The sequence below is a fragment of the Photobacterium makurazakiensis genome (assembly GCF_050336715.1).
In the GTDB taxonomy this organism is placed as follows: Bacteria; Pseudomonadota; Gammaproteobacteria; order Enterobacterales; family Vibrionaceae; genus Photobacterium; species Photobacterium makurazakiensis.
The window spans coordinates 83,148-107,220 of sequence record NZ_JAKJSJ010000021.1; the positions used below are offsets into that span (position 1 = coordinate 83,148).

The 24,073-nt window shown below is 43.5% G+C and carries 23 protein-coding genes; 13 read left to right on the forward strand and 10 right to left on the reverse strand.

Annotation, left to right across the window (positions count from 1 at the left end):
• Positions 1-24 precede the first annotated feature (24 nt).
• Positions 25-510, reverse strand: coding sequence for a MarR family winged helix-turn-helix transcriptional regulator (locus L4D09_RS10775; RefSeq protein WP_428457511.1), 486 nt, complete (start codon positions 508-510; stop codon positions 25-27).
• Positions 511-783: 273 nt separating this feature from the next.
• Here L4D09_RS10775 and L4D09_RS10780 point away from each other — a divergent pair, with 273 nt between their 5' ends.
• From L4D09_RS10780 to L4D09_RS10810, 7 genes are all read left to right on the forward strand, one after another.
• Positions 784-2,010, forward strand: a complete 1,227-nt coding sequence (locus L4D09_RS10780; RefSeq protein WP_428457539.1) for an imelysin family protein — start codon at positions 784-786, stop codon at positions 2,008-2,010.
• A 146-nt stretch (positions 2,011-2,156) separates the two neighbouring features.
• Positions 2,157-3,587, forward strand: coding sequence for a di-heme oxidoreductase family protein (locus tag L4D09_RS10785; RefSeq protein ID WP_428457512.1), 1,431 nt, complete (start codon positions 2,157-2,159; stop codon positions 3,585-3,587).
• Between the two features lie 10 nt (positions 3,588-3,597).
• Positions 3,598-4,608, forward strand: coding sequence for an imelysin family protein (locus L4D09_RS10790; RefSeq protein WP_428457513.1), 1,011 nt, complete (start codon positions 3,598-3,600; stop codon positions 4,606-4,608).
• On the forward strand, positions 4,598-5,758 hold the full coding sequence (locus L4D09_RS10795) for a DUF1513 domain-containing protein (protein ID WP_428457540.1): 1,161 nt from the start codon (positions 4,598-4,600) through the stop codon (positions 5,756-5,758). Before L4D09_RS10790 ends, L4D09_RS10795 begins: the two co-directional genes overlap by 11 nt.
• Positions 5,759-5,865: 107 nt before the next feature.
• A complete protein-coding gene (locus L4D09_RS10800) occupies positions 5,866-7,545 on the forward strand; it encodes a L,D-transpeptidase family protein (protein ID WP_428457514.1) in 1,680 nt (559 codons plus the stop codon).
• Between the two features lie 174 nt (positions 7,546-7,719).
• Positions 7,720-8,268 carry a peptidoglycan L,D-endopeptidase MepK gene (mepK, locus tag L4D09_RS10805; RefSeq protein WP_428457515.1) on the forward strand — a complete coding sequence of 183 codons (549 nt, stop codon included), beginning with the start codon at positions 7,720-7,722 and terminating at the stop codon, positions 8,266-8,268.
• 141 nt (positions 8,269-8,409) lie between these two features.
• The gene (locus L4D09_RS10810) at positions 8,410-9,063 is read left to right on the forward strand and encodes an MBL fold metallo-hydrolase (protein WP_428457516.1); all 654 of its coding nucleotides are present in this window, start codon (positions 8,410-8,412) and stop codon (positions 9,061-9,063) included.
• A gap of 102 nt (positions 9,064-9,165) precedes the next feature.
• On the opposite strand, the gene L4D09_RS10815 is transcribed toward L4D09_RS10810, so the two are convergent.
• Entirely contained in the window at positions 9,166-9,852 is a 687-nt protein-coding gene (locus tag L4D09_RS10815) for a DUF2982 domain-containing protein (protein ID WP_428457517.1), read from the reverse strand.
• A gap of 336 nt (positions 9,853-10,188) precedes the next feature.
• Here L4D09_RS10815 and L4D09_RS10820 point away from each other — a divergent pair, with 336 nt between their 5' ends.
• Positions 10,189-10,596, forward strand: a complete 408-nt coding sequence (locus tag L4D09_RS10820; RefSeq protein ID WP_428457518.1) for a MarR family transcriptional regulator — start codon at positions 10,189-10,191, stop codon at positions 10,594-10,596.
• A 256-nt stretch (positions 10,597-10,852) separates the two neighbouring features.
• Positions 10,853-11,158, forward strand: a complete 306-nt coding sequence (locus L4D09_RS10825; protein WP_428457519.1) for a hypothetical protein — start codon at positions 10,853-10,855, stop codon at positions 11,156-11,158.
• 157 nt (positions 11,159-11,315) lie between these two features.
• On the opposite strand, the gene L4D09_RS10830 is transcribed toward L4D09_RS10825, so the two are convergent.
• Both L4D09_RS10830 and L4D09_RS10835 read right to left on the reverse strand, forming a co-directional pair.
• Positions 11,316-12,506, reverse strand: coding sequence for an amino acid aminotransferase (locus L4D09_RS10830; protein WP_428457520.1), 1,191 nt, complete (start codon positions 12,504-12,506; stop codon positions 11,316-11,318).
• Between the two features lie 602 nt (positions 12,507-13,108).
• A complete protein-coding gene (locus L4D09_RS10835) occupies positions 13,109-13,861 on the reverse strand; it encodes an enoyl-CoA hydratase/isomerase family protein (RefSeq protein WP_428457521.1) in 753 nt (250 codons plus the stop codon).
• A 158-nt stretch (positions 13,862-14,019) separates the two neighbouring features.
• Between L4D09_RS10835 and L4D09_RS10840 the strand changes: the two genes are divergently transcribed.
• The 3 genes from L4D09_RS10840 to thiE all read left to right on the forward strand — a co-directional run bounded on the left by L4D09_RS10840 (position 14,020) and on the right by thiE (position 15,739).
• Complete coding sequence (locus L4D09_RS10840; RefSeq protein WP_428457522.1) at positions 14,020-14,205, forward strand: hypothetical protein; 186 nt, start codon at positions 14,020-14,022, stop codon at positions 14,203-14,205.
• Between the two features lie 95 nt (positions 14,206-14,300).
• A complete protein-coding gene (gene thiM / locus L4D09_RS10845; RefSeq protein WP_428457523.1) occupies positions 14,301-15,113 on the forward strand; it encodes a hydroxyethylthiazole kinase in 813 nt (270 codons plus the stop codon).
• A gap of 11 nt (positions 15,114-15,124) precedes the next feature.
• A complete protein-coding gene (gene thiE, locus L4D09_RS10850) occupies positions 15,125-15,739 on the forward strand; it encodes a thiamine phosphate synthase (protein WP_428457524.1) in 615 nt (204 codons plus the stop codon).
• 23 nt (positions 15,740-15,762) lie between these two features.
• Here the strand turns inward: thiE and L4D09_RS10855 are convergent, their stop codons facing one another.
• Positions 15,763-15,981 carry a VF530 family protein gene (locus tag L4D09_RS10855; protein ID WP_428457525.1) on the reverse strand — a complete coding sequence of 73 codons (219 nt, stop codon included), beginning with the start codon at positions 15,979-15,981 and terminating at the stop codon, positions 15,763-15,765.
• Between the two features lie 159 nt (positions 15,982-16,140).
• Here L4D09_RS10855 and L4D09_RS10860 point away from each other — a divergent pair, with 159 nt between their 5' ends.
• Entirely contained in the window at positions 16,141-16,623 is a 483-nt protein-coding gene (locus L4D09_RS10860) for a YehS family protein (RefSeq protein WP_428457526.1), read from the forward strand.
• A gap of 225 nt (positions 16,624-16,848) precedes the next feature.
• Here the strand turns inward: L4D09_RS10860 and L4D09_RS10865 are convergent, their stop codons facing one another.
• From L4D09_RS10865 to queE, 5 genes are all read right to left on the reverse strand, one after another.
• Positions 16,849-17,415 (reverse strand): hypothetical protein, encoded by a 567-nt coding sequence (locus L4D09_RS10865; RefSeq protein ID WP_428457527.1) that lies wholly within the window; start codon positions 17,413-17,415, stop codon positions 16,849-16,851.
• A 140-nt stretch (positions 17,416-17,555) separates the two neighbouring features.
• Entirely contained in the window at positions 17,556-18,074 is a 519-nt protein-coding gene (locus L4D09_RS10870) for a DUF2937 family protein (RefSeq protein WP_428457528.1), read from the reverse strand.
• A gap of 263 nt (positions 18,075-18,337) precedes the next feature.
• Positions 18,338-19,738, reverse strand: coding sequence for an asparagine--tRNA ligase (gene asnS, locus L4D09_RS10875; protein WP_428457529.1), 1,401 nt, complete (start codon positions 19,736-19,738; stop codon positions 18,338-18,340).
• Positions 19,739-20,115: 377 nt separating this feature from the next.
• On the reverse strand, positions 20,116-22,902 hold the full coding sequence (locus L4D09_RS10880) for a hydrogenase expression protein HypA (protein WP_428457530.1): 2,787 nt from the start codon (positions 22,900-22,902) through the stop codon (positions 20,116-20,118).
• A gap of 171 nt (positions 22,903-23,073) precedes the next feature.
• A complete protein-coding gene (queE, locus tag L4D09_RS10885; protein WP_428457531.1) occupies positions 23,074-23,742 on the reverse strand; it encodes a 7-carboxy-7-deazaguanine synthase QueE in 669 nt (222 codons plus the stop codon).
• Positions 23,743-24,073: the final 331 nt, after the last annotated feature.

Below are 24,073 nucleotides of genomic sequence, written 5' to 3' on the forward strand. Positions count from 1 at the left end.
GAATAACGAGTACTCCACTTAACATTAGTTACCAGCTTCTTGCTGGGTAATGCTACCGACTTCAAGCATCGCTGCGACTTCAAGGTGCTCGGCATTCATCATAGAAGATATACGCTGCACTGAAGAAAGTAACAACGATTGTTCCCATTCTTCTAACTTTTGAAAGCGTGCCACAAAATCTTCTTGAAGAGGTGGTGGTGCTTTTGCTAACACTTCCTTACCTTCCTCTGTTAAATAAGCGTGCACTTTTCGTTTATCAAGTTTGCTACGTTCACGAACAACGAGTTGGCGTTTCTCTAACCGATCAAGGATCGTTGTCGCTGTTGCCTGGCTCATGTTCGTATTGTTAGAAAGTTGCCTGATAGTCACTTCACCAGAATCTCGGATAGCACGCATTAGTACTAACTGTGGCCCCGTTAAGCCCGCCACCTTATTTAGCTTACGCGAATGCAGGTCGATGGCTCGGATGATCTGTCGAAGGGCGATCAGGACTTCGTCATGCTTGTCCATAAAACTCTCCTGAAATATTGTTCGGCGAAATTACAACAAACGAGCACAAGTTGGAAGTGTTAGTTTTCAGAATGTTGCACTAACCCGCGGTGTGACATTTGTCGGCCTTTTAATAATGACTGCTAATGGCAGGTTTACAAGTTGTTACAATTATGGATATCATAAATGTAATAAAAATAATTATCACTTAGATTTCTATTTAGTGATGTATATAAACAGCTTTCACATGGACGAAAAAAAATAATGAAAACACCTTTTACACTTAACTTTTTCATGGCTTCGTTGCTCACGATGCCACTTATAGCCAATGCAGAGGTCACTAAAAGTGATGTGGTTGAACACTATGCCGATATTGCTCACGCGGTGTACAGTGATTCTCTGGCCACAGCGCAGTCACTTGATAAAGCCATTGATTCTCTAATTGCTTCACCTTCGCAAGACAACCTAGAAAATGCTCGACAAGCATGGAAGCAAGCCCGAGTGCCTTACCAGCAATCTGAAGTATTCCGTTTTGGCAACGCTGTCGTGGATGATTGGGAAGGGCAATTGAATGCGTGGCCATTAGATGAGGGGTTAATTGATTATGTGGCTGACGACTATCAGTATGAATTAGGTAATGAGGGAGCTCAGGCAAATATTGTTGCCAGTCAATCAATCCAAGTCGGTAACCGTAAAGTCAGTGCAGCTAAGATAACGCCTGAGTTATTGGCTGATCTTAATGAAATTGGCGGTTCTGAAGCGAATGTTGCAACGGGTTATCATGCGATTGAATTTTTACTTTGGGGCCAAGATTTAAATGGCACGGAAGAAGGGGCGGGTGAACGGCCGTTCACGGATTTTGCCTATGGCGAAGCATGTACCAATGATAACTGTGACCGTCGACGTGAATATTTGAAAGCTACGTCGGTACTACTTCAACGTGATTTGAGTTGGATGGAGCAACAGTGGTCTGCTAATTCAACGACTAATTACCGAGCCGAATTGCTTGCCGATTCAAGCGATAATGGTTTACGTAAAATGCTATTTGGAATGGGTTCTCTATCGCTTGGTGAACTGGCGGGAGAGCGCATGAAGGTGGCACTAGAAGCTAACTCAACAGAAGATGAGCACGATTGCTTCTCTGATAATACTCATAACTCCCATTACTATAACGAGCAGGGTATTTATAACGTTTATACAGGTAACTACATGCGTGTAAGCGGTGAGTTGCTATCAGGCCCAAGCATTCATGACTTAGTTGAAAAGAAAGACAAACAAGCTGCTATGGCCATTCAGGCTGAATTTGACCAGGCCCGCTCACGAGTCTATACCTTGGTGCAATCAGCGGAGAAAGAGAACCAGTCATTTGATCAGCTAATCGCTTCAGGTAACAAGGAAGGCCACGCTTTAGTGAACGGTGCCATTATTGCGCTGGTTAAGCAAACTGAAGGTATCGAGAAAGCTGCCGGTATTCTTGGGGTGAGTAACCTTAATCCAGATACTGCTGATCATCAGTTTTAATCTTTTATTTTACATGAAGAATAAATAGGCGAATTGCATAGGTGAAGAGTATTGCACCCGTGAAGAGTATTCGCCTATGCATGAAGTAAGGGCTCATTAGGCTTTTTCCTAGGAGCCCTTTTGCCGTTATAACGAGTATGTGAGCTATGAAGTTATCGTCATCTTTTTTATTAATTTCGTGGGTATTACTGACATTTGATGCCTTTGCGAACCCTTCTGAACCTACAAAAAAAAGATCGGTTGATCAAATAAAACAAATGAAGTCAGGGGGTAATACGACCGTTAAAAAGTCAGGCCCGAATGCATTTTCTTTGCCTGCTGCTAATTTACCACTATCAAAACGTTTAGATTTCAGTGTAGGAAACAGTTTCTTTCGCAATCCGTGGGTACAAGCACCTGCAACGACCGACGCGCGCGATGGCCTTGGCCCTTTGTTTAATACCAATGGTTGCCAGAACTGTCACATTAAAGATGGTCGAGGTCATCCGCCTGAAGCTGGTGATACCAATGCTGTTTCGATGCTTGTGCGTTTGAGTATTCCTGCGGTAACTGATGAACAAAAACGCGCCATCATAACGGGTGGTGTGATCCCTGATCCTATCTATGGCGGACAGTTGCAAGACTTTGCGCTTTCTGGTGCAAAACCGGAAGGGCAAATAACGATAACCTACCAAGAATTAGCTGTAACTTTCGCTGATGGCGAGGTTGTAATGTTGCGTAAACCAACATTAGAGATAACTGATTTGAATTATGGCCCGATCCATCCTGATGTCATGATGTCGGCACGCGTGGCGCCACCAATGATTGGTCTGGGTTTATTAGAGCAAATCCCGGATAAAACGTTGATAGCTATAGCTCAAAGGCAGAAAACTGAGGCCGAGGGTGTTTCAGGGAAGATCAATAAGGTATGGGATGTTGAAAAGCAGAAATTGGTGACAGGGCGCTTTGGTTGGAAAGCGGGTCAACCGAACCTGATGCAACAGAATGCCGCAGCCTTTAATGGCGATCTGGGCTTAACGAGCCACCTATTCCCTGTTGAAAACTGTACCAGCATGCAGACAATTTGTCAGGAACTACCCAATGGTGGTGACATTGAAGTGAGTCAAAATGTTCTGACATTTGTCGAGTTTTATTCTCGCCACCTTGCTGTACCTGCAAGGCGAAATATTGATAATCCCCAAGTACAAAGAGGCGAAATGTTATTTGAAGATGCGGGTTGCAAAAGTTGCCACCAAACTCAACTGAAAACAGCCGCGAACACAGCACTTCCCGCCTTGTCTGAACAATTAATAAACCCTTATACCGACTTGTTGTTACATGACATGGGGGAGGGGCTTGCAGATGATCGTGATGAATATTTAGCGAATGGTAGAGAGTGGCGTACCGCACCGCTATGGGGACTGGGTTACACCAAAGAAGTGAACGGGCATACAACACTGCTTCATGATGGTCGAGCAAGAACCGTGATGGAAGCCGTGCTATGGCATGGTGGTGAAGCGCAACTAAGTCGTGACAAGGTATTGGCAATGTCGAAAGATAACCGCGATGCCCTGATTGCCTTCTTGACCTCACTGTAAGGGATTATGTATGAAGCAAAGATTGAGATTAGTCGCGCTGGCTATGGTGGCGGCAATAATGAGTGGATGCGGATCAGATGCAGACACTACCCCCGAAGTCATTCATCAGCAACATACTGTCGCTGCAGAAACATTTTCAGAGGCTGCCAACCAGCTTTCTTCTAGTGTTGATAGGGTGTGTCGTAATTACTCCGATGAGACGCTCCTTGATGCCCAGCAAGCATGGCAACGAGCAATGCAGTATTGGATGTTTTTGCAAGGACGAGAAAAAGGCAGTGAGGATGCACTTGCATTAAGCTGGGAAGTTCAGTTTTGGCCAGACAAGAAAAATACCACGGGACGTAAACTGACTCAGCTGTTAGATCAAGATGTTAACTGGACAGCAGCGTTGCTTAGTGATCAGAGTGTGGCGGTGCAGGGCTTAGGGGCGGCAGAGTGGTTTTTATTTGAACATTCAGAATTGCTAAAACAACCAAAGGCGTGTGAATTAGCAATAGCGGTTGGGCAGCATATTGCCCAAAGCGCTGATCAGCTGGAGAGTGCATGGCAAACTAACCCTTGGCAGCAACTAACGCCTCAATTGGCATTAGTTGAATACTTAGGCGCATTAAGTAATCAGCTTGATTACAGTATGAAAAAGTTGACTCGTCCTATGGGTAAGCCCGGTTATCCGAAACCTTACCAAGCTGAGTCTTGGCGCTCAGGTACCTCATTAATAAACTTAAAATTCAATGTTGAGGCGATGCAACAGCTCTATATTGCAGAGGGGAAAGGTCTTGATGCGTTATTAAGAAGTCAGGGGCAGTTTAGTACTGCAGACCGAATAGCGCAGAGGTTTCAAACATTGCTAGATAGTTGGCCGACAGAGCCAAGTATAGGGGAGATGTTAAAAACACGAGAGGGGTATCGCTCACTCTTAAAGGTGTCAAATAGCTTAGAGTACATCCAAATTGCACTGCAAGATGAGGTTGCACCAGAGCTCGGAATTGTTGTGGGGTTTAATGCAACCGATGGTGACTGATCAAACAAGGCGGAAGTTGTTACAAGGTGCTCTGGGCGGAATTGTACTTTCTCCGTTTGCCAGTGTTCTGAGTGGTTGTAGTCAGCCCCTTCAAGTAACTAATGCTTCCGAGAAACTGAATGTAGTCAATAGTAGGGAAGCCATTATTGGCTGTAGCCGCCAGCCAAACGGGCAGTTTGACGTTGTTGTTGCTAAGTCCAATGGAATGCCAATTTATCAGCTTAACTTACCTGCGCGAGGCCACGGGGTTGCTATTCAGCCGAATGGCACGTTAGCGGCGGCATTCAGTCGCCGTCCTGGCCGTTACTTGCAAGTTTTTGACTATCGTACTGGTGAACGTTGGCCTTTAAAACAAGCCGATCAGGACAGACATTATTATGGGCACGGTGTATTTTCACCTGATGGGCAATGGCTTTATGCGACAGAAGGAAAAGCACACACCAGCGAAGGTGTTATCGGGGTATATGCGCTAAACCACGAGGCCTCGACACAGCCTAAGCTAATTAAAGTCGCTGAATTCACGGGCTTTGGTATTGGCCCTCATGAGGTTGTTCTAGCGGATCAAGATACACTTGCTATCGGTGTTGGAGGAGTGCATACGCAGGGTAGAACACCGCTGAACTTAGATACAATGCAGCCCGCATTAGTTTACATTAACCGCCATACTGGTGAGTTGGTCGATCAGGCTGAGTTGGCAGATAAACGGTTGAGTATTCGCCACCTTAGTGTGACCGAGTCAGGAGACATTGCTTGTGGTCAGCAATACCGTGGCGAACCTGAAGATGCCGTACCGCTGGTGGCTTTACACCGTCGAGGTGGGCCACTTAATAGTTTGGTCGCAGAAGATGAAGAGTGGCAGCGCTTTAACCACTACATTGCAAGTATTGCCAGTCTCGATGGCTATTTGCTTGCAACGTCTCCAAGGGGAAACTGTTATGGTATTTGGGATGAGGCCACGAGGGAACTCGTGGCGCTAAATCCCTTGATAGATGCATCTGGAGTTGATGTATTGAACGGGACATGGCGGGTGGGCTCCGGTTCAGGTAAAATTGCGTCAGTGAGTCCACCAGCGACTAGTGCTACCTACCAAAGCCCTATCATGTGGGATAATCATTGGCATATTGTGGGGACAAATAAGAAATCCAGTTGATTTTCGAATAATTGAAACATTGCTGACTGACGTTGAAGGCTAAATTTAACCCGTCATTTATTGAATTTGCCATAATTAAAATAATGGTGATGAGGAGTCAGTTGGCGATGACAAAGCTTAGTCGGATTGGCCTTGTTTTAATAGTTGCTTGTTCTCAGACACTTTTGGCTGAAGAGTTTCAACCAGTACAGCCACTATCTGCTCAAGCAGAGATAGAACAACGATTTTCTGAAGATATTATTCAGAGCAGAAAAGCGCAGCAATGGGTTCACGAGGTGGCCAATAACATTGTGGCGATACGCTATGTCGATAAACTTGCTGAACTTTATCATGCCATTGGTTTTGTTCCCCTTTGGCAAGACACCTTTACTGCATCTGAATTTGAAGAGCAGCTTCGTATTATTGCGCTTTCTGGCGTGAGTAGTGATTTTTCAAATCGATATAGTCTACTGAAACGTTACAAACGAAGTAATGATTGGCGGCAATATGACTTGCTTGCGTCTGATACGCTATTTGCATATATGAGCTATGTTGAAGGCATGCCTACACACGGGCGTGGTTGGTTATTTGGTGCAGGCGTTGATAACAGGCTGTCACTCCCATCAGATACTTATATTGCTCATTTGTTCAAAGCCATTGAATCAGAGCGTTTAAGGTATTTTATCAGTGCGATGAAGCCAGCGGGTGATAGCTACAGTCAATTGCTCTATGCGATAGAGCAACAAAAGCAGGCGGCGCAATCGGCATGGCCTGGGTTTTATCAGTCTGGAATGGTCCGTTTAGGCACTCGATTAAAGAATCCGGAAGGGTTGATAACCATTCTTGAAAGCCAAGGTGATTTGCGAGATTTTGAAGCTGACCAAATTCGGGCTGCGGGTGTAAGAACGTACAATATCGATTTAGCGAACGCGGTCAAAAGTTTTCAGTTACGTCATGGCTTAAAACCTGATGGTGTGATTGGCCCACAGACACGTTACTGGTTGGCATTATCTCCTCAATCTCGCGTGCGTGTTTTAGCCTTAAATGCAGAGCGCACTCGCTTATGGTCAGATACGTCAAGCTCCGTCTTGATTGTGAATATTCCCAATTTTGAAATGAGCCTATGGCTAGACAATAAGCATATTATGGACAGCAAAGTCATAGTGGGACGGCCGAGTCGTCGTACCCCACTGATGACATCAAAAGTCTCTTCCGTGGTGTTTAACCCTTATTGGAACGTCCCAATGTCAATTATGCGTAAAGATATCCTACCGAAGGCGCAGAGAGATAGGGGCTATTTATATCGTAATGATTACGCGGTGATCCGGAGCTGGACTAGCTCTGAGCAAATTCCGATTCATACTATTGATTGGCGCATTGTGAACGCCAAATCTTTTCCATATCGTTTACGTCAAAAACCGGGCAAAAAAAATGCGTTAGGTCGCTTTAAATTCAATATCCCTAATGACAATGCTATTTATCTGCATGATACCCCGGCAAAGAGTCTATTTAACAAGGATGCGAGGGCATTTAGCTCGGGTTGTGTCCGTGTGGAGCAAGCTGAAAATCTTGCGATGATCCTGCTCAATCACTCGGGTGTCTCTGAGGGGCGGGTAAACCAGCTTAAGTCGCGTACGAAAACAAAGACAGTTGGCTTACAAACCAACGTTAAGGTGTATGTGATTTATCAGACGGCTTGGGTAGATGAACAAGGTATCGTTAATTACCGCAATGATGTCTACGACTATGACAAATTTGTTGTGTCGTCTCAAAACCAAGAATTATTTACAACAATTTACAATGAATAAAATGCTTTGTAGTCAATAATTAGACGTTAAATGCGCCATTTGGCGTCACTTTTTTGTCCAATTGGGGTTTGACTGAATAAATACTGAACGTTATCTTCCCTCTTGTGTTTGGGTATACCGCTTCGCTTGTTGAGGAATGCGCAGAGAGTACAAGAAAGTGGTGTTCGTTTAGTTATGTCTGGAATTGATTACACGCGTCGTCAGCTGCTTGTTGCTGGCGGGCTAACAATGGCGGCTAGCCTAGTGCCGGGAATCGCACTCGCTAGCCCATATAAAGCAAGAAGCATCCGTAAGATTTCGTTATGCAATATTCACACTCGCGAAGAGCTTGATAGTGAATACTTCGACGGGACTTACTACCTTAAGGAAGAGTTGCAAAAGATTAACCATATCTGCCGAGACTTCCGTCGAAACGAAGTCGCTAACATGGATCGTCGCCTGTTTGATGCAATTACTCGCATTCAATCAAGCTTGGGCCATACAGGGCAAGTACGGGTTATTTCAGGGTACAGGTCACCTGCAACGAACAAAGCGCTACAAAAAAATGGCGGTGTTGCAACGAAGAGCTACCATATGAAAGGGCAGGCCATCGACTTCAGCTTAGAAGGGGTGTCTTTGTCTCGTATTCGTAATGCAGCTTTAGAGCAACGATTAGGCGGGGTAGGGTATTACCCTAGAAGCGGTTTTGTTCATATCGATACCGGGCCTGTCCGCCGCTGGTAATTTTACTGGCGAGTAACATGAATAATTACAAAGCCGACACTACCTCCCTCTCTTGGTGGTTGTCGGCTTTGCTGTATTTGGCATTTGAACATGGCCTTGTGGTATCCTGCGGCAAGTCATGTAATTGCTAGGAAAATGTAAATGAGCCTTCAGTTTGAAATTGTGCCTGTTACCCCATTCCAACAAAACTGCTCCATTATCTGGTGTGATGAAACAAAAGAAGCCGCAATGGTCGATCCCGGTGGCGACATTCATCTACTAAAAGCGAAGGTACAACAGTTGGGGTTAACAGTTACTAAGTTAATTCTAACGCATGGTCACTTAGACCATGTTGGTGGCACTGAACCATTAGCAAAAGAGTTGGGAGTCCCTGTTATTGGCCCACATAAGGACGATGCGTTTTGGCTACAAGGCTTACCGCGTCAAAGTGAAATGTTTGGCTTTCCTATGACAGAGGCGTTTGACCCTGATCAGTGGCTTGATGAAGGTGATACGGTACAGGTTGGCAATCAATCGTTGGCTGTACTCCACACCCCAGGACATACGCCTGGTCACGTTGTTTTGCATAACGCCCAAGCGAAAATAGCATTTGTTGGTGATGTACTGTTTAAAGGTGGTATTGGCCGCACGGACTTCCCTAAAGGCGACCACCAGACGTTGATTGAGTCGATCAAAGGCAAGCTATGGTCGTTAGGCGATGAGACCACATTTGTACCTGGCCATGGCCCAATGTCGACATTTGGTCATGAGCGAGTATCTAATCCATTCGTTGCTGACGAAATGCCACTGTACTAAAAGCTATGCCGTCTAGAGGCAGTGTTACGCAGACACCTTGTTTGTAGTGAATTAAGGAGTAAGAGATCATGCTTTTACTCCTTTTACTCCTTTTACCCCCTTTTATCTATGACTGTTTGCCAAGTAGCGGCGAACTAGCCCTGCAAAATCAGCGGCTGGACGATCAAGCGTATCTTCAGAAATAAAAAAATCATAGCCAAGGTAGGCACGGTTATAACGCATCCGATTAGCGAGCATGGCTTGTAAGCCTTTAAACGTCTTTCCTGAGCTTAACGTTACATGGCTGTCATCAAACAGAATATCTTCCAGCTGCTCATTGGTATTACCTGATCGCTTATGAGCCATCACCAATAAAGGGCGTTGTTCAATCAGCAATTTGCTGGCGACCCTTGGACAAATATCCTCAATAAAGCCTTCATAATCTTTTAGTTTGATACCAACCCAGGGTATTGGCTGATGCCAGCCATCTTGCTCGATAGTCGCTTGTGCTATTTGCTCAATGTTAGTCCAGCGTGTTGTCCAGCCTCCGTAAGGAGAGTGGAACTGGATATGCATAAAGGTCAAAGTGAAAGAAAGCGCCTCGTCTTGGTAAGACATATAGCCGATTAAGGTCAGTATTAAGGTGGAGATCAACAGTATTGTAATGGCAGCAGGTGCAATGTTTGGCAATAAAAAGCTAAGAATAGCGGTCAGCAGGATACCAATGAGCCCTAAAAGGCAAAGGTACTGACCGTTAGGAATGTGTGTCGGCCGAATATACAGTGTTTTCAATTCTGTGTTCATAATCATAGTATGAATCAAGTTTGCGTCTTTAACGTTTGCATGCAACTGCATATTCCGTTATGTGTATTTGAGTTTTAATGAATGTTCGCTTCATAATAGCGGAAGTTTGTTATTTATCAGTGCTTTTTATAGCCAATTTGAAAGCATGAAAATAAGACTTTTTTGCCTATTTTTGAGTAAAGTCATCTTTTGTTGCCGCTTAAATAACCGTTTGCTGGCATTTCTCTGACATCCTTGGTATAACACGCGCTTACTTTTTCCCGCTGGAAATGTCGGGTAGTCCAACCGGGCCACTTGATAGATAGTGGTGACTGAAAGTAGTGCAACGGAGTAGGAAATTTAATGAGAATCTCTCACAAACGTAACGTTCAGCTTAAGCTGCAAAAACGCCTTAAAGGTATTGTAGTTGAAGCAAAACCAGCAGCAAAAACTGCTGCGAAAAAAGCACCAACTGCAGAAACAGCAAAAGCTGCTCCAGCGGCGAAACCTGTTGTTAAAGAGCAAAAGCCAGTTGAAGCGGCAGCACCTGTTGCGGCTCAAGTGTCTTTAACTCCAAAGCAGCAGCAAGTGCTGGATATTGTTGTTAAGAATATTGAAGGTCTTAATCCGAAAGGTATTGGTCTTCAAGCTGGCCAAGAAGATGCGAAAGCGGCTTCATGGGCAACTGGTGCGCTTAAAAAACTGGCTGAAGAAGGCTTGGTTGAGCGTATTCAGCTAGCAGGTAACAAGGTGCTTTACAAAGCTCTTTAATTGCTTGTTAGACCCGTTCCTGTTGCTTAACAGGAACGGGTATTACTTGATTTTGTGCTTTTTCTTATTCATTTTTCCACAATCTCCCTACGGTAAAACCACCTGTCTCATTATTGCATCTTCTGTTGACTAAATTGAACTTGTCTCGTTTTCATCTGCCGTTATGTCTCAATTCTGCTATAACTTATTAAGAATGGACTCTAATTAGGCTTATTACATTCTGTTTTTGAGGGACGTAAAAACGCGGAGGCGATATATGACAATGATAAGTGCTAGAGAGTTTTCTGACTGGCTGCGCGATCGCTTTGCCGATGATGACCAAGGGGTCTGCCTGACCCGTGATGATATTAATCAGTTAACCGGTCGACAAAGTTTCTCGTTAGGTTTCGTAAATGATATTCACTATGAATTAATGCAGCATGGGATGGCATTTGTTACTGACACGTCCCGAGAGGCATTTTATCTTGTACCTATATCGAAAAAACCTTGGCGCGAGCAGTTAGAGCACCAATATGAGAGGGAGCTTTTTTGCAATGTCCTGCCCCTCGATAAATCTGGCTGAAGAAGTTAAAAATACTAAAAAGCGTCAGGGGAAGAAAAAACGCGACTGATTTTATATATGTTATTTGGCTTGTTATCAATCGGGTTAAGCAGGGATGGTCGTGATTGGTATCAATTAAAAACGGACCCTTTTGGGTCCGTTTACGTATTTACGATGATTAAAGAACTGCTGCAATACCTTTACACAGTGGCAGCATGTTTGATTTAGTCATCCCTGCAACACTGATTCGGCCTGAACCGACAATATAGATACCGAACTCATCTTTAAGGCGAGTCACTTGTTCTTTATTCAGGCCTGAGAATGAGAACATACCGTTTTGGCGCTCGATAAAGCTGAAATCTTTATCAACACCAAGATCTTTTAATGTCTGTACGAACAACGTACGCATTTCTTGAATGCGATCACGCATGGCCGCGACCTCTTGCTCCCACTCAGAACGTAAGGCTGTATCATTTAAGATCTCGGTAACGATAGCGGCTCCGTGTGCTGGAGGGTTAGAGTAGATCACGCGAGCAATACTTTTTACCTGACTGAATGCTGTTATCCCTTCATCACTTGACTTAGCAACAAGGGTAAATGCACCTACGCGTTCATTATACAAACCAAAGTTTTTAGAGAACGAACTCGCAATAAGCAACTCTTCGCATTTATCTGCAAAAATGCGAAGACCTTGGGCATCTTCTTCTACGCCTGCTGCAAACCCTTGATACGCAAAATCGAACATTGGAAGTAGCTGCTTTTCTTTACATAGTTCTGCAAGTTGTTGCCATTGCTCTGCAACAGGATCAATCCCTGTTGGGTTATGACAGCAACCGTGGAGCAAAACGATATCGCCTGGTGCAGCATTGGCCAGATCTGCAAGCGCTGCATCGAAATCCATGTCTTTCGTTTCTGCGTTGTAATAGCTATATTGAGCCGTCTCAAGGCCTGCGGCTGCAAAAACACCGTTATGGTTCGCCCAAGTCGGGTTACTAATCCAAACTTTCGCATCACCAAGTTGACGCTTGATAAACTCTGCCGCTAAACGCAGTGCACCAGTACCACCCGGCGCTTGTGCTGTAAGTGCACGTTTAGATGAGATAATCGGTGAATCAGCACCAAAAAGAAGTTGCTGCACGGCTAGGCCATATTCGGCTGTTCCCGGAATACTCAGGTACGATTTGGTCGTTTCTTTTTCCAGTAAGATTGCTTCTGCTTTTTTAACGGTTGCAAGTACTGGTGTATTACCTGCTTCATTTTTATAAATACCAACACCAAGGTTAATTTTCTCAGGGCGGGTATCACTTTTGAATTCTTCAGTTAGACCAAGAATTGGATCGGCGGGAGCAGCAGAAATTTTTTCAAACATTGTCATCATCCATGCAGGTAAAAATAAACAGTCATTAGGGTATTTATACCTTCATAAGCGGGGGCTTGACAAGAAATTGTAATAATTACATTAAATAAAAATTCAGAGTGGCTAATTGTTGTAGCTTTTTAGTAACGCCACGTAGCTTTGATTAAAGAATAATCAATTACAGACGTATCAAAATGACGGTATAAATTTACAGGTAAGCCACTATTATGCGATAAACACCTTATTTTATGAGCCATATGGATGGGAATAACGTCATTTTATGAAATTAGTTTCAATATTCGTCATGTCGAGTGAAATTATTCTCATATTATGCAGGCAGGGTTTAGCTCTGTATTAAATGGAAAAGAAAGCGGATAAATAGCATAAATTAGACAAGGTATCACGAGGCAAGCATACAGAAACCTTGGTTTCATCCTGTTAGTTTATGAAATAGGTCAAAACAGAGCTTGTTGCACGGTTATTTAATCTTGATGTTACTTAAAACGGCAAAAGACCTGCATTGATATACAGGCCCTTCGTTTTATCTATAAGCCGAATATTTCACTAAATACTGCCTGTTTAAGGGTAAGCCCCGTGGATATCTAGTTATATTATTATGAGTAAATGGCACTTTTTTCTAAAAAGAGACGAAAAGCTTTCATTGCTTCGGGTTGTTTAATTTGGCGTGTTAATTGTTCATTCTCTTGCTTGACGAGTTTCAGTAGCGTTTCTCTCTCTGGCGTTGAGAGCATGGCTTTTGTTATTCGCATCGCGTTGGGGGGAAGTTGACTGATTGTATTTGCACACACTGTTGCGGCTTTTTCAGGCTCTGGACAGATCTCGTTAACAAAGCCAAGCCGAACTGCTTCTGTCGCGTCCATTGGCTCACCAAGCATTAGCATTGCTTTCGCCTTCCGGTGGCCAATGATTTTGGACAGTTGAACACTCGAAGCCATTTCTGGGCATAGTCCAAGGGACACAAAAGGTGTTTGAAAACGGGCGTTATGCGAACAATAGATAAAATCGAAAAATTGCAGCATGGTAGTCCCTATGCCAATTGCGGGTCCATCGACAGCGGCAATAAGTGGTGTGTCGCAATTGATGAGCGATTTCATAAATCGCTCTCCTGCGAAGTCTGCTAAACCTTCAGACATCGCAATGAAATCTTTGATGTCGTTTCCGCTACAAAAGATGCCGGGTAAGCCTGCGAGTACAATAGCACGTACTTCTTTGGCTTTATCGCCTTGCTCTATTGCAATAGCAAGCTTTTCATACATGGCTTGGTTTAGGGCATTCTTAGCGTCAGGACGGTTTATTCTGATGTATAAAACATGCCGTTCATGATGGTGTTGAATTTCTCTGCTCATAGCTTGTATACCACAGTGGTCTGATGAGCTATTTAATATCAAATTGGTTGAATAAATCTGTGATTAAAATATCAAACCGAACAAAAAGTAGACATCTTCCGTTTTGTATTGTGTCTAAACTTCACTAAGTGCTTATTTAATGGTGAGAAGGTGAAGAAATGAAGCCGATAATATTCGTGATAGCATGCATTAATTTCGCGGGGCTATATGGCTGTTCAACGCCAAATAATGGCTATGATTGGTCGCCAGGAGAGGAAATTAAAACAGATAGCAGTGGAGAGGTAGTCGCACCAGAAGCGATTGTATTGCCCCAAGAAGATATTGATGCAATTAATAAACTTTAAGGTTAAGCGTATTTCAGTGCGACGTTGTTAAACCTACATTCATTCTATCTTCCTGTATAATCGACAAAACTGTCATTATTGAAAGGACAAAGACGTTGAATAAGAATACAGGTTTCCATATTCAAGCGATTACCGATGCTTTAACTATGCTGCGAACTCAAAAGCCGTTAGTTGTTAATGTAACGAACTACGTGGTGATGAATAATACGGCGAATGCCTTATTGGCGCTAGGAGCATCACCAATAATGGCACACAGTCGTGATGAGATGGCTGAAATGATGGGCTTCGCGGGTGCTCTAGTTATCAATATAGGTACACTTGATAGTGTTTGGTTACCACGTATGTTGCATGCTGTTGAGCAGGCAAATACTAATAATAAACCGGTAATATTAGATCCGGTCGGCTGCGGTGCAAGCCAATTAAGAACACATGCATCACGTGAAATTGCCTCTTTAGCTGATACCTTAATTATTCGCGCAAATGCGTCAGAAGTCATTGCCCTTGCCGGTGAACAAGCACAATTAAAGGGTGTCGATGCCTTAGACAGCAGCGATGCAGCGGTGAATGCTGCTCGCCATATAGCAATGACTTACCAATGTAGTGTTGTTATTTCTGGTGCGACAGATTACGTTGTTTCAAAAGACGCAACCATAGCATTAGACAATGGCCACGAAATGATGCCATTTGTCACGGGGATGGGCTGTACGCATACTGCGTTAACAGGGGCATTCTCCGCGGTGTGTGAGCATGCAGGGCTTGCTGCAACAGCAGTGTTAGGTGTGGCTGGAGAAATAGCAGCAGAGCGGTCTGCGGGGCCTGGTAGCTTACAGGTGAATTTGCTTGATGCCTTGTATCAACTCGATGAAGCGACGCTACAACAACGCTTGCGTGTACGTGATGTAAGCTAAGGATATTCGTTATGCATAATTACCAACTTTATCTTGTTACTGATGAGCATCAAAACATCGATCAACTGAAGTTCGTCATTAAAGAAGCGGTGGCTGGTGGCGTTACAATGGTTCAGTTACGTGAAAAGCATGGTGATGTTCGTGAGTTTATTCAGCGTGCTATGGTGGTAAAAGCGCTTTTGTTAGACACAGGAGTGCCATTAATTATTAATGATCGCGTTGATGTTGCTTTAGCCGTTGATGCCGATGGGATTCACCTTGGACAATCCGATATGCCTCCAGCAATTGCACGTCGTCTTATTGGCGATGACAAAATCCTTGGTTTGTCCGTCGAAAACGAAAAGCAATTGGTACAGGCTCAGTCATTGCCAGTTGATTACCTAGGGTTGAGCGCAATTTTCCCCACGCCGACAAAAAAAGATACAGTTTACGCATGGGGAATTGATGGGTTAGCGAAGGCTGTTGAGTCGAGCCGTTTACCGCTCGTGGCCATTGGCGGTATTAATGAAAGCAACATTAAAGCGGTTGCTGACACAGGCACTGCCGGTATTGCATTAGTCTCAGCCATTTGCCATGCCGCTTCACCAGAAAAAGCCAGTAAGCACCTGCTTGCGTTAATGACCTAAACCATCATTATCAGGTGGGCTTGTTAGATAAAAAAGGTTTTAACGTAAAGCTGTTCAACTTTGTCTCTTGCCCATTCTGTTTTACGCAAAAACTTAAGACTTGATTTAATGCTTGGGTCGCTAAGGAAACAACGGATCTTCGTGATTTCACCAAGCTCTTCCCAACCATAATGGTCAACAAGCTCACTGAGTAGAGTTTGAAGGGTAATGCCGTGTAAAGGGTTTTTAGGTTGGTTATTCATGTCATCTGCTTCTTTGCGTGATCTAAGGCGGCACTATACCAGCTTGGAATGTGTGATTAAATCATCGTTTGTAAACTAATCGCAGATATATCTGATAAAATACATAAGAACCTCGCAGTAAGTCATATTGACGATGCTGCACTATTTTTAGGATATATTGTGCTCAATAACGACATCTTGCGACGTATTCGCTATACCTTCGATTTTAATGATTCAGCAATGATCAATATTTTTGCTGCGGCAGAGCACGAAGTGACGCGTGAGCAGGTTAGTAATTGGCTGAAAAAAGAAGATGATTCAGCATTTGTAAAATGCACGGATCGCGAACTTGCTATCTTTTTGAATGGCTTGATTAATGAAAAGCGCGGCAAAAAAGAAGGTGCTCAACCAGAGCCTGAGTCTCGCTTAACCAACAACATGATCTTTATGAAGCTTCGTATCGCACTGAACTTTAAAGCAGAAGATATTCTTGATGTGATGAAGAGTGAAGACTTCAACATGAGTAAGCATGAGTTGAGTGCTTTTTTCAGAAAGCCCGATAATAAGCACTACCGTGAGTGCAAAGATCAGATTTTAAGGAATTTCTTGCTAGGGGTGCAAAACAAGTTCCGCCCACAAGCGCCAGAAGTGAATGCAGAGTAATACTAACTCTATATTTAAGTTGGTATTGCATTAATAGTAAGAAGTCAAAGGCCGCTAAGGCCAGCCACTTTATACACAATTCCTCAGCACCCGCTGGGGATTTTTTTGCTTTTCAATTAATACATGTGAATCGTGCGGTAAAGAAAAGACCGGCCATCATGCATATTTCTACGCATCATGACCAGATAACGAGAGCGAATTATTGATTAATGATTACATTGGTCATTAACCAAATGTAATTTCACCTTCGTGCGTATTGAGTAGCATTCTTTGGACGTTAAAGCCGCATAGCATTAAGATCAGACACCAATTTAAGAAAGGAAGCGTTCCTTTTTCAAGGCTTTCAGATAGTTGAGCTGGTTTCCATTGGAACGTGTCGCAAAGACTTTCTACAGTGATACCAGTAAACGTGTTGTCACCGATAATACGTTTAAATTCTTTTTCACTCGGCATTTCAAAGGCGCTATTGTTTTTAAAGGCCGTTGGCTTAAATGCACGCATGACTTTTTTAGCATCGACTTCAATCGGGTTACCACCGTTTTGAATGTTAGGTCGACCAGCAAGAGCAGCAAGGAAGCACCAGCATGGGTAAGGGATATCCGAGGTGTTTTCAGGTTCGCGCTTGTAGCGTGACATCCAATCAGAAAGTTTCTTTTCTTGTAAGCCAGTTAAACGGGCAAGGGTAGCTGAATCATAATCGTACTCTTTTAGTAGATTCACAATTTCAGCAACTTCTGAAACGAAGGGTTTTACCCATTGGTTTGCAGGCGTTAAGGTTATTTCTCTGATCATAATAAGCTCATCTGGTTTTACGTTGCTGCTTAATACATGTAAGCGGATAGGCTTAAGCTTATTCTAACGACGTAAGCAAGTCTATTGACGCTGGTCTGTTTGCTATTAATGCCACCACATTTGTTGGTATAACGTCCGAGTTATGTTCCTGAAGGAAGGATGAGAGGCGCTTTTTTCTTCCTCCTGCGAAACAAAACAAATGGTAAATAGAGAATAACGTTGAGCCCTATGGCAACAACAATACAAATGACGATATTCTCAACGCCAAGAGGAATACCCAGTTTGAAATGTACCAATACCCGTTTAAGTTCATCGGCTCGGGTTGGATTAAACATAAACATGGCTTTCTCAACGATATGACCTGTTGAGAGTGTTGTTATGGCTTGTTCTAACATTTCATGCTGTTGCAATATGTGTTGCTTTTGCTCGGCATCGACTCGTACGATAGAGCTCTTTTCTTTTAATAAGGCGCTAATCATACTTTCGGCGCTATCGAAGCCATGAAGGCGCGCATTGTCTTTATAGGCATTTACCTGTTGAGTTGTCGCATCGTAAAAACCGGACAGGTACTGCAGGTAGTGATCGGCCAGCATTGGTATTTGTAAGCATGCGATTAGCAACCCAGAAAAAATGAGCCTATCAAGCAGCCGTTTTATCATATAGCCTCCGTGCGATTTGTCCTTCGAGCAATCTCGTTACAGTTACTATACCTAGTTATAGCGCATCTGTGTTAAATCGATGATGGGGCGAATGAGGTGTTTAATATGACTAAGCGAGGTATTAGACAGCCAGAAATGAATAAGACGAACCAAATGGCTCGTCTTATGGGGAAGGTTATTTGCGTTCAAATATCCTCTGAGGCTAACATTTGGCTCAATAAGTTGAGCTAAAGCAGCCTATATGTTCGTTACTAACTTCTGTCTTAGAAGTTTGCAGAGCGAGGTGCACGTGGGAATGGGATCACATCACGGATGTTTGCCATACCTGTTACGTACGTTACTAGACGCTCGAAACCAAGACCAAAGCCTGAATGAGGAACAGAACCGTAACGACGTAGATCACGGTACCAGTTCATGTGCTCAGGATCGATGCCCATCTCAACCATACGCTTGTCTAGTAGCTCTAGACGCTCTTCACGCTGAGAGCCACCGATGATTTCACCAATACCTGGTGCAAGAACATCCATTGCTGCAACCGTTTTGCCATCTTCGTTCATACGCATGTAGAACGCTTTGATGTCTTTCGGGTAGTTTTTAACAACAACAGGTGCTTTGAAGTGTTCTTCTGCAAGGTAACGCTCGTGCTCAGAAGACATATCAATGCCCCACTCAACATCGAATTCGAACTTACGACCAGAGTCTTTTAGAATCTGAATTGCGTCAGTGTAATCAACTTGTGCAAAGTCAGAATCAACGAAGCTTTCTAGGCGAGTGATTGCTTCTTTGTTGATGCGCTGAGCAAAGAACTCAAGATCGTCACGACGCTCTTCAAGTACTGCTTTGAATACGTATTTCAGCATGTCTTCAGCCAGTTTCGCAGCATCATCAAGATCGGCGAAAGCGACTTCAGGCTCAACCATCCAGAATTCAGCAAGGTGACGGCTAGTGTTTGAGTTTTCGGCACGGAATGTTGGGCCGAAAGTGTAAACTTTGCTTAGTGCACAAGCGTATGCTTCTGCGTTTAGCTGACCAGAAACCGTTAGGAACGTTTCTTTACCGAAGAAATCTTTATCGAAATCGACTTCACCAGCATCTGTCATTGGAGTGTTTACCAAATCAAGCGTAGAAACACGGAACATCTCACCAGCACCCTCAGCATCAGATGCTGTGATAAGTGGGGCAGACATCCAGAAGAAACCTTGCTCGTGGTAAAAACGGTGGATAGCTTGAGACAAACAGTTACGTACACGTGCCACTGCGCCAATCACGTTTGTACGTGGACGTAGGTGAGCAACTTCACGAAGGTACTCAATTGAGTGACGAGTTTTCGCCATTGGGTACGTATCTGGGTCTTCAACTAAACCAACGATTTTAACGTCAGTTGCAGCTAGTTCAAAATCTTGACCTTTCGCTGGTGATTCAACGATTTTACCTGTGACCTCAACAGAGCAACCAGTAGTCAGCTTAAGTACTTCATCCTGGTAATTATTTAACTCATTAGGGACCACGGCCTGAATCGGGTCGAAACAAGAGCCGTCATAAATGGCAAGGAAAGAGATTCCAGCTTTGGAATCACGACGTGAACGGATCCAGCCGCGAACAGTAACTTCACTGTCTACCGCGAGCTTACCGCTAAGTACGTCTGTAACAGGCGCGTAAGTCATGTTTAAATTATTCTCCGTTAAGGCACTTGGATAGTGCGCTTTAAGATACAGTCCAAAGAACTAATATTACCTGTCTTACGTCAAGCATCAAGCCTTGATATTCATTGAAAGGCTAAATAGATGCAGTAATTTCACGATTGGACACTTTGAGTGGTTAACTTTTGTGCTGATCAGTCATAATGTCGCAACTAGGGAAAAATTTATGCGTTTACCGTGTTGGCTTTCGCTGGGGTATGAATGTCAACATTTATACCCCAGCGACTGCAAGATGCCGCTTTAGCGAGAATTTCTAAGCTTGTTTATAAGCTTAGAAAACTCGCCTTTTGGGATCTGGGGGGAGCCCGTTTAACGGGCTTTATATAAGGCACATATATCACTTATGGTGCTGGGAATGCGCATGCCTGACCATCATTGAGTATAGTTCCGGCAGGTGGCGGAGCATTAGGGTCGGGTGGTGGCGCATTCGGATCTGGCGCAGGCTCTTCAATTGGGGTGACATTCGGTACACTGCTGGCTGGTATTAGTGTGACGATATCACTCCAAATCTCGCCTTCAGTCGCTGCAAATAATAAGCTGTCATCTGTTTGCCAACGGGTTTGGTGATTAAAGGCTTTTATTGAGAGTTGTAAGCCATCTGTGTCAGTTAGCTGTATGCGTTCATTCAATGAGCCATCAATGGCTTCATAATAGAGCGTGCCGTCACTTTCCAATTTCCAGCGAATATCAATATCAAAACCACAACCATCAGTATCGACATACTTACCGAGGAAGAAGTCGCCAGAAAAATTGTCGCTTAATTGTAGGAAGCGCGAACTATCACTTGAAAATGTTAACGCTTTATCATCAGAAAGCTCACCTGTCTGGCCGATAAGAAGTTTTTCTGTGAAAACAGGATTGCGTTCAAACCAGATGACTTTGCATTGGTTAACCTGCTCTTGGTAATCGGTTAAGTTGCGTTTGGTTACTGGGGCAGTCGTTGCGGTATTCCACCCTGAATCAAGTGTGCTACAGCTTGTAAGGTCACCCGCTGCATACTCTTTTCGCATGAGTGTATCGATAATAGCGTCAGGTGGCGTAGCTTCGTATGTTTTTATCGCGAGCAGTTGTTGCGTATAGTCGTAAGCAGTCATCGCCCAATAGATAAAATCTTCAGGTGAATTGTTGTTTTCAAAAAATTGCAGATAGCCAGCATCGGTTAACGACCAACTGCGCGTTGACGATGGCTGTAATAATGTATCGACGAAGTACTCCCAACTATTGTCGGCAAGTAAGCGTCGAGCACTAATTTCCCCTTGTTCTGAAATATGAACCAAGGTTTTATCAATCAAACCGTCAACACTTGTTGTCGTAAAACGTTCATCCCCTCCGCACTCTGTAACGGCATTTAAGAATAAATCTTCGTTGGCTAGTGAAGTATTGCCAAATGCGCAAAGATCGAAAGCTGGGAGGTTGTCACGACTAGACGCAGCTAAAATTTGTGCTAAAGCGTCGTTGTCAAAGCCTGAGTAGTGGAGCTCTGTATTACCCAATAAGGTTTCACCTATATTGACGAAGCCACGATCTTCAACAAGGAATAGATTCACGCTGTTAAATGGGTAGTCGGAAGCAAGTTGCTTGATTATGTCAGGTACTTCAAAACGAATCAGTGATTTAGAAGCAAAAGCGGTGCTAGCCCATACCCCCAATTCTTGAATAGTCCACTTATCTGCAGCAATGTTTGTCCAGTAACGAATGGTGAAAAAACCATCATCAATGAATTCAACAATAACATTATCACTAAGCTTGAAGCCATTCACATCCTCTATATCTGGCCCGACGTTTTGTAGTTGAGTAATAACGTCATCTAAAGCTGTATAGGCAGTTTCAGGGCTCTGCCAAGGTGCTATTTGGCATGTATCTTGACTATTTGTATTATCACAAAGTAAATAGGTTTCATTTTGTGGCCGCCAAGTGAAATAAAACCCTGACGCACCTTCAGAAAAGGTTTGGTCCGACTGGATATAGCGTGTTATGAAATGATTTTCTTTACTCGATAAGAAGTCATGCATCTTTTTATCTTGTAGTGGATATACGCTGGCGTTCAAAATAACACCAGAATCATCATCTTTGGTTAGTGCCGCATCAGTGAGTAAGGCACTCGTTTGAGTGGCGCTAATGACTTTTAAGTAGTTGAATAGGCCGATCCAACCATCACTGGTAAGTATTTGGCCTTGAATATCTTCAGTACCAAAGCTTGTAGAGCCACTAAGATAGGTGAAAAATTCTGTTAGGTTGATATCGTCATTACCAGACTTATTCCAGCGAAATTCTCTGATGCTTGTTTCGTCCCCATCGTATTTTGTTACATCGGTCATTAATCCGCTGCCATTGTTATCGTTAAATGCAGCAACCTTCCAAAAGCCATCGGTTAAAATAGCTTGAATATCAGCTTCGAGCGCAGCTTGTTCGGTAAAGAATCGTTCTATGCGACCTTTAGTCATTGATTGTACGATGGATAGTGACATTAAATCTTTTAAGGTAAGGCTTTCCATACCAATTTTAGGGAAAAGCGTGTCCCTGATATCTTCAGAAACAACTTGCAAATCTAAATAGGATAAGAGCGTTTTGCTCGAGGAGCCTGAAGTAAATGCCTCAGTAAAGACTCCCCAGCTCTCATCTGAAATTACCCGTTCGGCAAGGGCATAATAGGTAAGTGATGATTCTAATGTTAAGGCTAACCGTTCATTCGCGAGGGGAACCATATAAAGCCCCTGCGGTAATGCCTCTCCAAGGGTAAAATCAGGCTGGCCTTGAGGATCAATCAAAAGCACTGCATTTATGCGGATCCTCGTGCCTGCAGTAAAGGTATACGTACCGTCTTGTTTAGATTCCCAATTGGTGAGGTCAATTCGTTCAAAAATCTTCCCTTTATCGTCAAGCCAAACGGCGGCAAAGTTAGTTTCAGAAAGGGTAGTTAATGCATCAGCATGGGCTTTTCCAACGAAGCTGAATGATGGGATATTCGCCGTTGTCAATTGTGCCGGAAGGTCAACTGAAACAGTAAAATTGGTCAAGACTGGTGCTGGTGTACCTGCAACTGGTTCAGGGCTGTCACTGCCCCCACCACAGGCGGTTAGAAATAGGCTGCAAACAACCAATAGGCAATATCCCAGATAACTGCGCATAGTTTTTCCCCAATAAAAGTTATGGCTGTGCTTTTAGTTTTTATATGTTTCAGGAACAATTATAGGAATGGGAAATAGAACGGAAGTTAAGATAGAAGACATGTCTTGAATATTAAGCGAGAGTCTAATTATTAAGACTCTCACTTACACTGTTTTTATTTGAAGTACGTGTTAGGCAATAGCGAGGTACTTATGCGTTTGGATCGAAAGTCGCCAATTACGTTGAATACACGTTTTAATGCAAAGCTCAGTAGCTCGTGGTTTTTGGCTGATCGGCTGTAGTGCTACGGTAACGTCTGGTTTGAGATTCTTTCCTGACATTAATTCATCAAGCTGTTCAATATCGTTTTGTGTGCCTACAGGGTGTTTGATCTCATCAGCACGCTCAAGAGCCGACGCTAATACTGGTAACTTGGCTTTCATGTTGATTTTTGGCGACACCGTTACCCACGTCTTGTCCGTTGCCAGTACCTCAGAGGTTCCACTTGTTTCGATTTGGCACTGATAGCCTGCATTATCTAGTGCACGAGTCAGTGGCAGTAGGTCATAAATACAAGGCTCTCCCCCCGTAATTACAACGTGTTTTGCTGTATATTGTTGGGATTTCAACAAATCTACGACTCCACTAGCGTCCAGGTTTGTCCAAAGCGGTGAGTCACCTTTCTTAGCCATTACTTCACTAATTGAAACATGATCTTGCGGCTCGGCAGTCCAAGTTTGTTTCGTATCGCACCAAGCACACCCGACAGGGCAAATTTGGAGACGAACAAAAATTGCAGGGACACCAGTAAAAACACCTTCGCCTTGAATCGTTTCAAAGACTTCGTTAATTTTGTACACCGCTAACCTCATGGTGAGTTGAATTACTTTTTATGCAGCCGGCTATTATGACAGTTCAGCCCATGGCTGTCTTGAATAAATCGCGACAGTTAGCAAAACACATGTGCAAAAAGCATATGCCATGTTGTTATATCAGTGGCAATCTAATAAATTTTGTCAGCAAAAAAACCTTGAAAATACGATACTTTTATTAGGAGTGAAGCACAAAAATGATGGTGATTACATCTTTCATCGTGACCAATGTCACGTACTTTGAATAATCAGCTTCACAATTACTTCGCAAAGTAAAAAAATTAAAGGGATACTAATTTTTAGCACTTAACCTTTGGAG

Coding starts and splice junctions, on each gene's coding strand:
- L4D09_RS10775 (WP_428457511.1), bottom strand. CDS start 510: ATGGACAAGCATGACGAAGTCCTGATCGCCCTTCGACAGATCATCCGA.
- L4D09_RS10780 (WP_428457539.1), top strand. CDS start 784: ATGGCTTCGTTGCTCACGATGCCACTTATAGCCAATGCAGAGGTCACT.
- L4D09_RS10785 (WP_428457512.1), top strand. CDS start 2,157: ATGAAGTTATCGTCATCTTTTTTATTAATTTCGTGGGTATTACTGACA.
- L4D09_RS10790 (WP_428457513.1), top strand. CDS start 3,598: ATGAAGCAAAGATTGAGATTAGTCGCGCTGGCTATGGTGGCGGCAATA.
- L4D09_RS10795 (WP_428457540.1), top strand. CDS start 4,598: ATGGTGACTGATCAAACAAGGCGGAAGTTGTTACAAGGTGCTCTGGGC.
- L4D09_RS10800 (WP_428457514.1), top strand. CDS start 5,866: ATGACAAAGCTTAGTCGGATTGGCCTTGTTTTAATAGTTGCTTGTTCT.
- mepK (WP_428457515.1), top strand. CDS start 7,720: ATGTCTGGAATTGATTACACGCGTCGTCAGCTGCTTGTTGCTGGCGGG.
- L4D09_RS10810 (WP_428457516.1), top strand. CDS start 8,410: ATGAGCCTTCAGTTTGAAATTGTGCCTGTTACCCCATTCCAACAAAAC.
- L4D09_RS10815 (WP_428457517.1), bottom strand. CDS start 9,852: ATGATTATGAACACAGAATTGAAAACACTGTATATTCGGCCGACACAC.
- L4D09_RS10820 (WP_428457518.1), top strand. CDS start 10,189: ATGAGAATCTCTCACAAACGTAACGTTCAGCTTAAGCTGCAAAAACGC.
- L4D09_RS10825 (WP_428457519.1), top strand. CDS start 10,853: ATGACAATGATAAGTGCTAGAGAGTTTTCTGACTGGCTGCGCGATCGC.
- L4D09_RS10830 (WP_428457520.1), bottom strand. CDS start 12,506: ATGTTTGAAAAAATTTCTGCTGCTCCCGCCGATCCAATTCTTGGTCTA.
- L4D09_RS10835 (WP_428457521.1), bottom strand. CDS start 13,861: ATGAGCAGAGAAATTCAACACCATCATGAACGGCATGTTTTATACATC.
- L4D09_RS10840 (WP_428457522.1), top strand. CDS start 14,020: ATGAAGCCGATAATATTCGTGATAGCATGCATTAATTTCGCGGGGCTA.
- thiE (WP_428457524.1), top strand. CDS start 15,125: ATGCATAATTACCAACTTTATCTTGTTACTGATGAGCATCAAAACATC.
- L4D09_RS10855 (WP_428457525.1), bottom strand. CDS start 15,981: ATGAATAACCAACCTAAAAACCCTTTACACGGCATTACCCTTCAAACT.
- L4D09_RS10865 (WP_428457527.1), bottom strand. CDS start 17,415: ATGATCAGAGAAATAACCTTAACGCCTGCAAACCAATGGGTAAAACCC.
- L4D09_RS10870 (WP_428457528.1), bottom strand. CDS start 18,074: ATGATAAAACGGCTGCTTGATAGGCTCATTTTTTCTGGGTTGCTAATC.
- asnS (WP_428457529.1), bottom strand. CDS start 19,738: ATGACTTACGCGCCTGTTACAGACGTACTTAGCGGTAAGCTCGCGGTA.
- L4D09_RS10880 (WP_428457530.1), bottom strand. CDS start 22,902: ATGCGCAGTTATCTGGGATATTGCCTATTGGTTGTTTGCAGCCTATTT.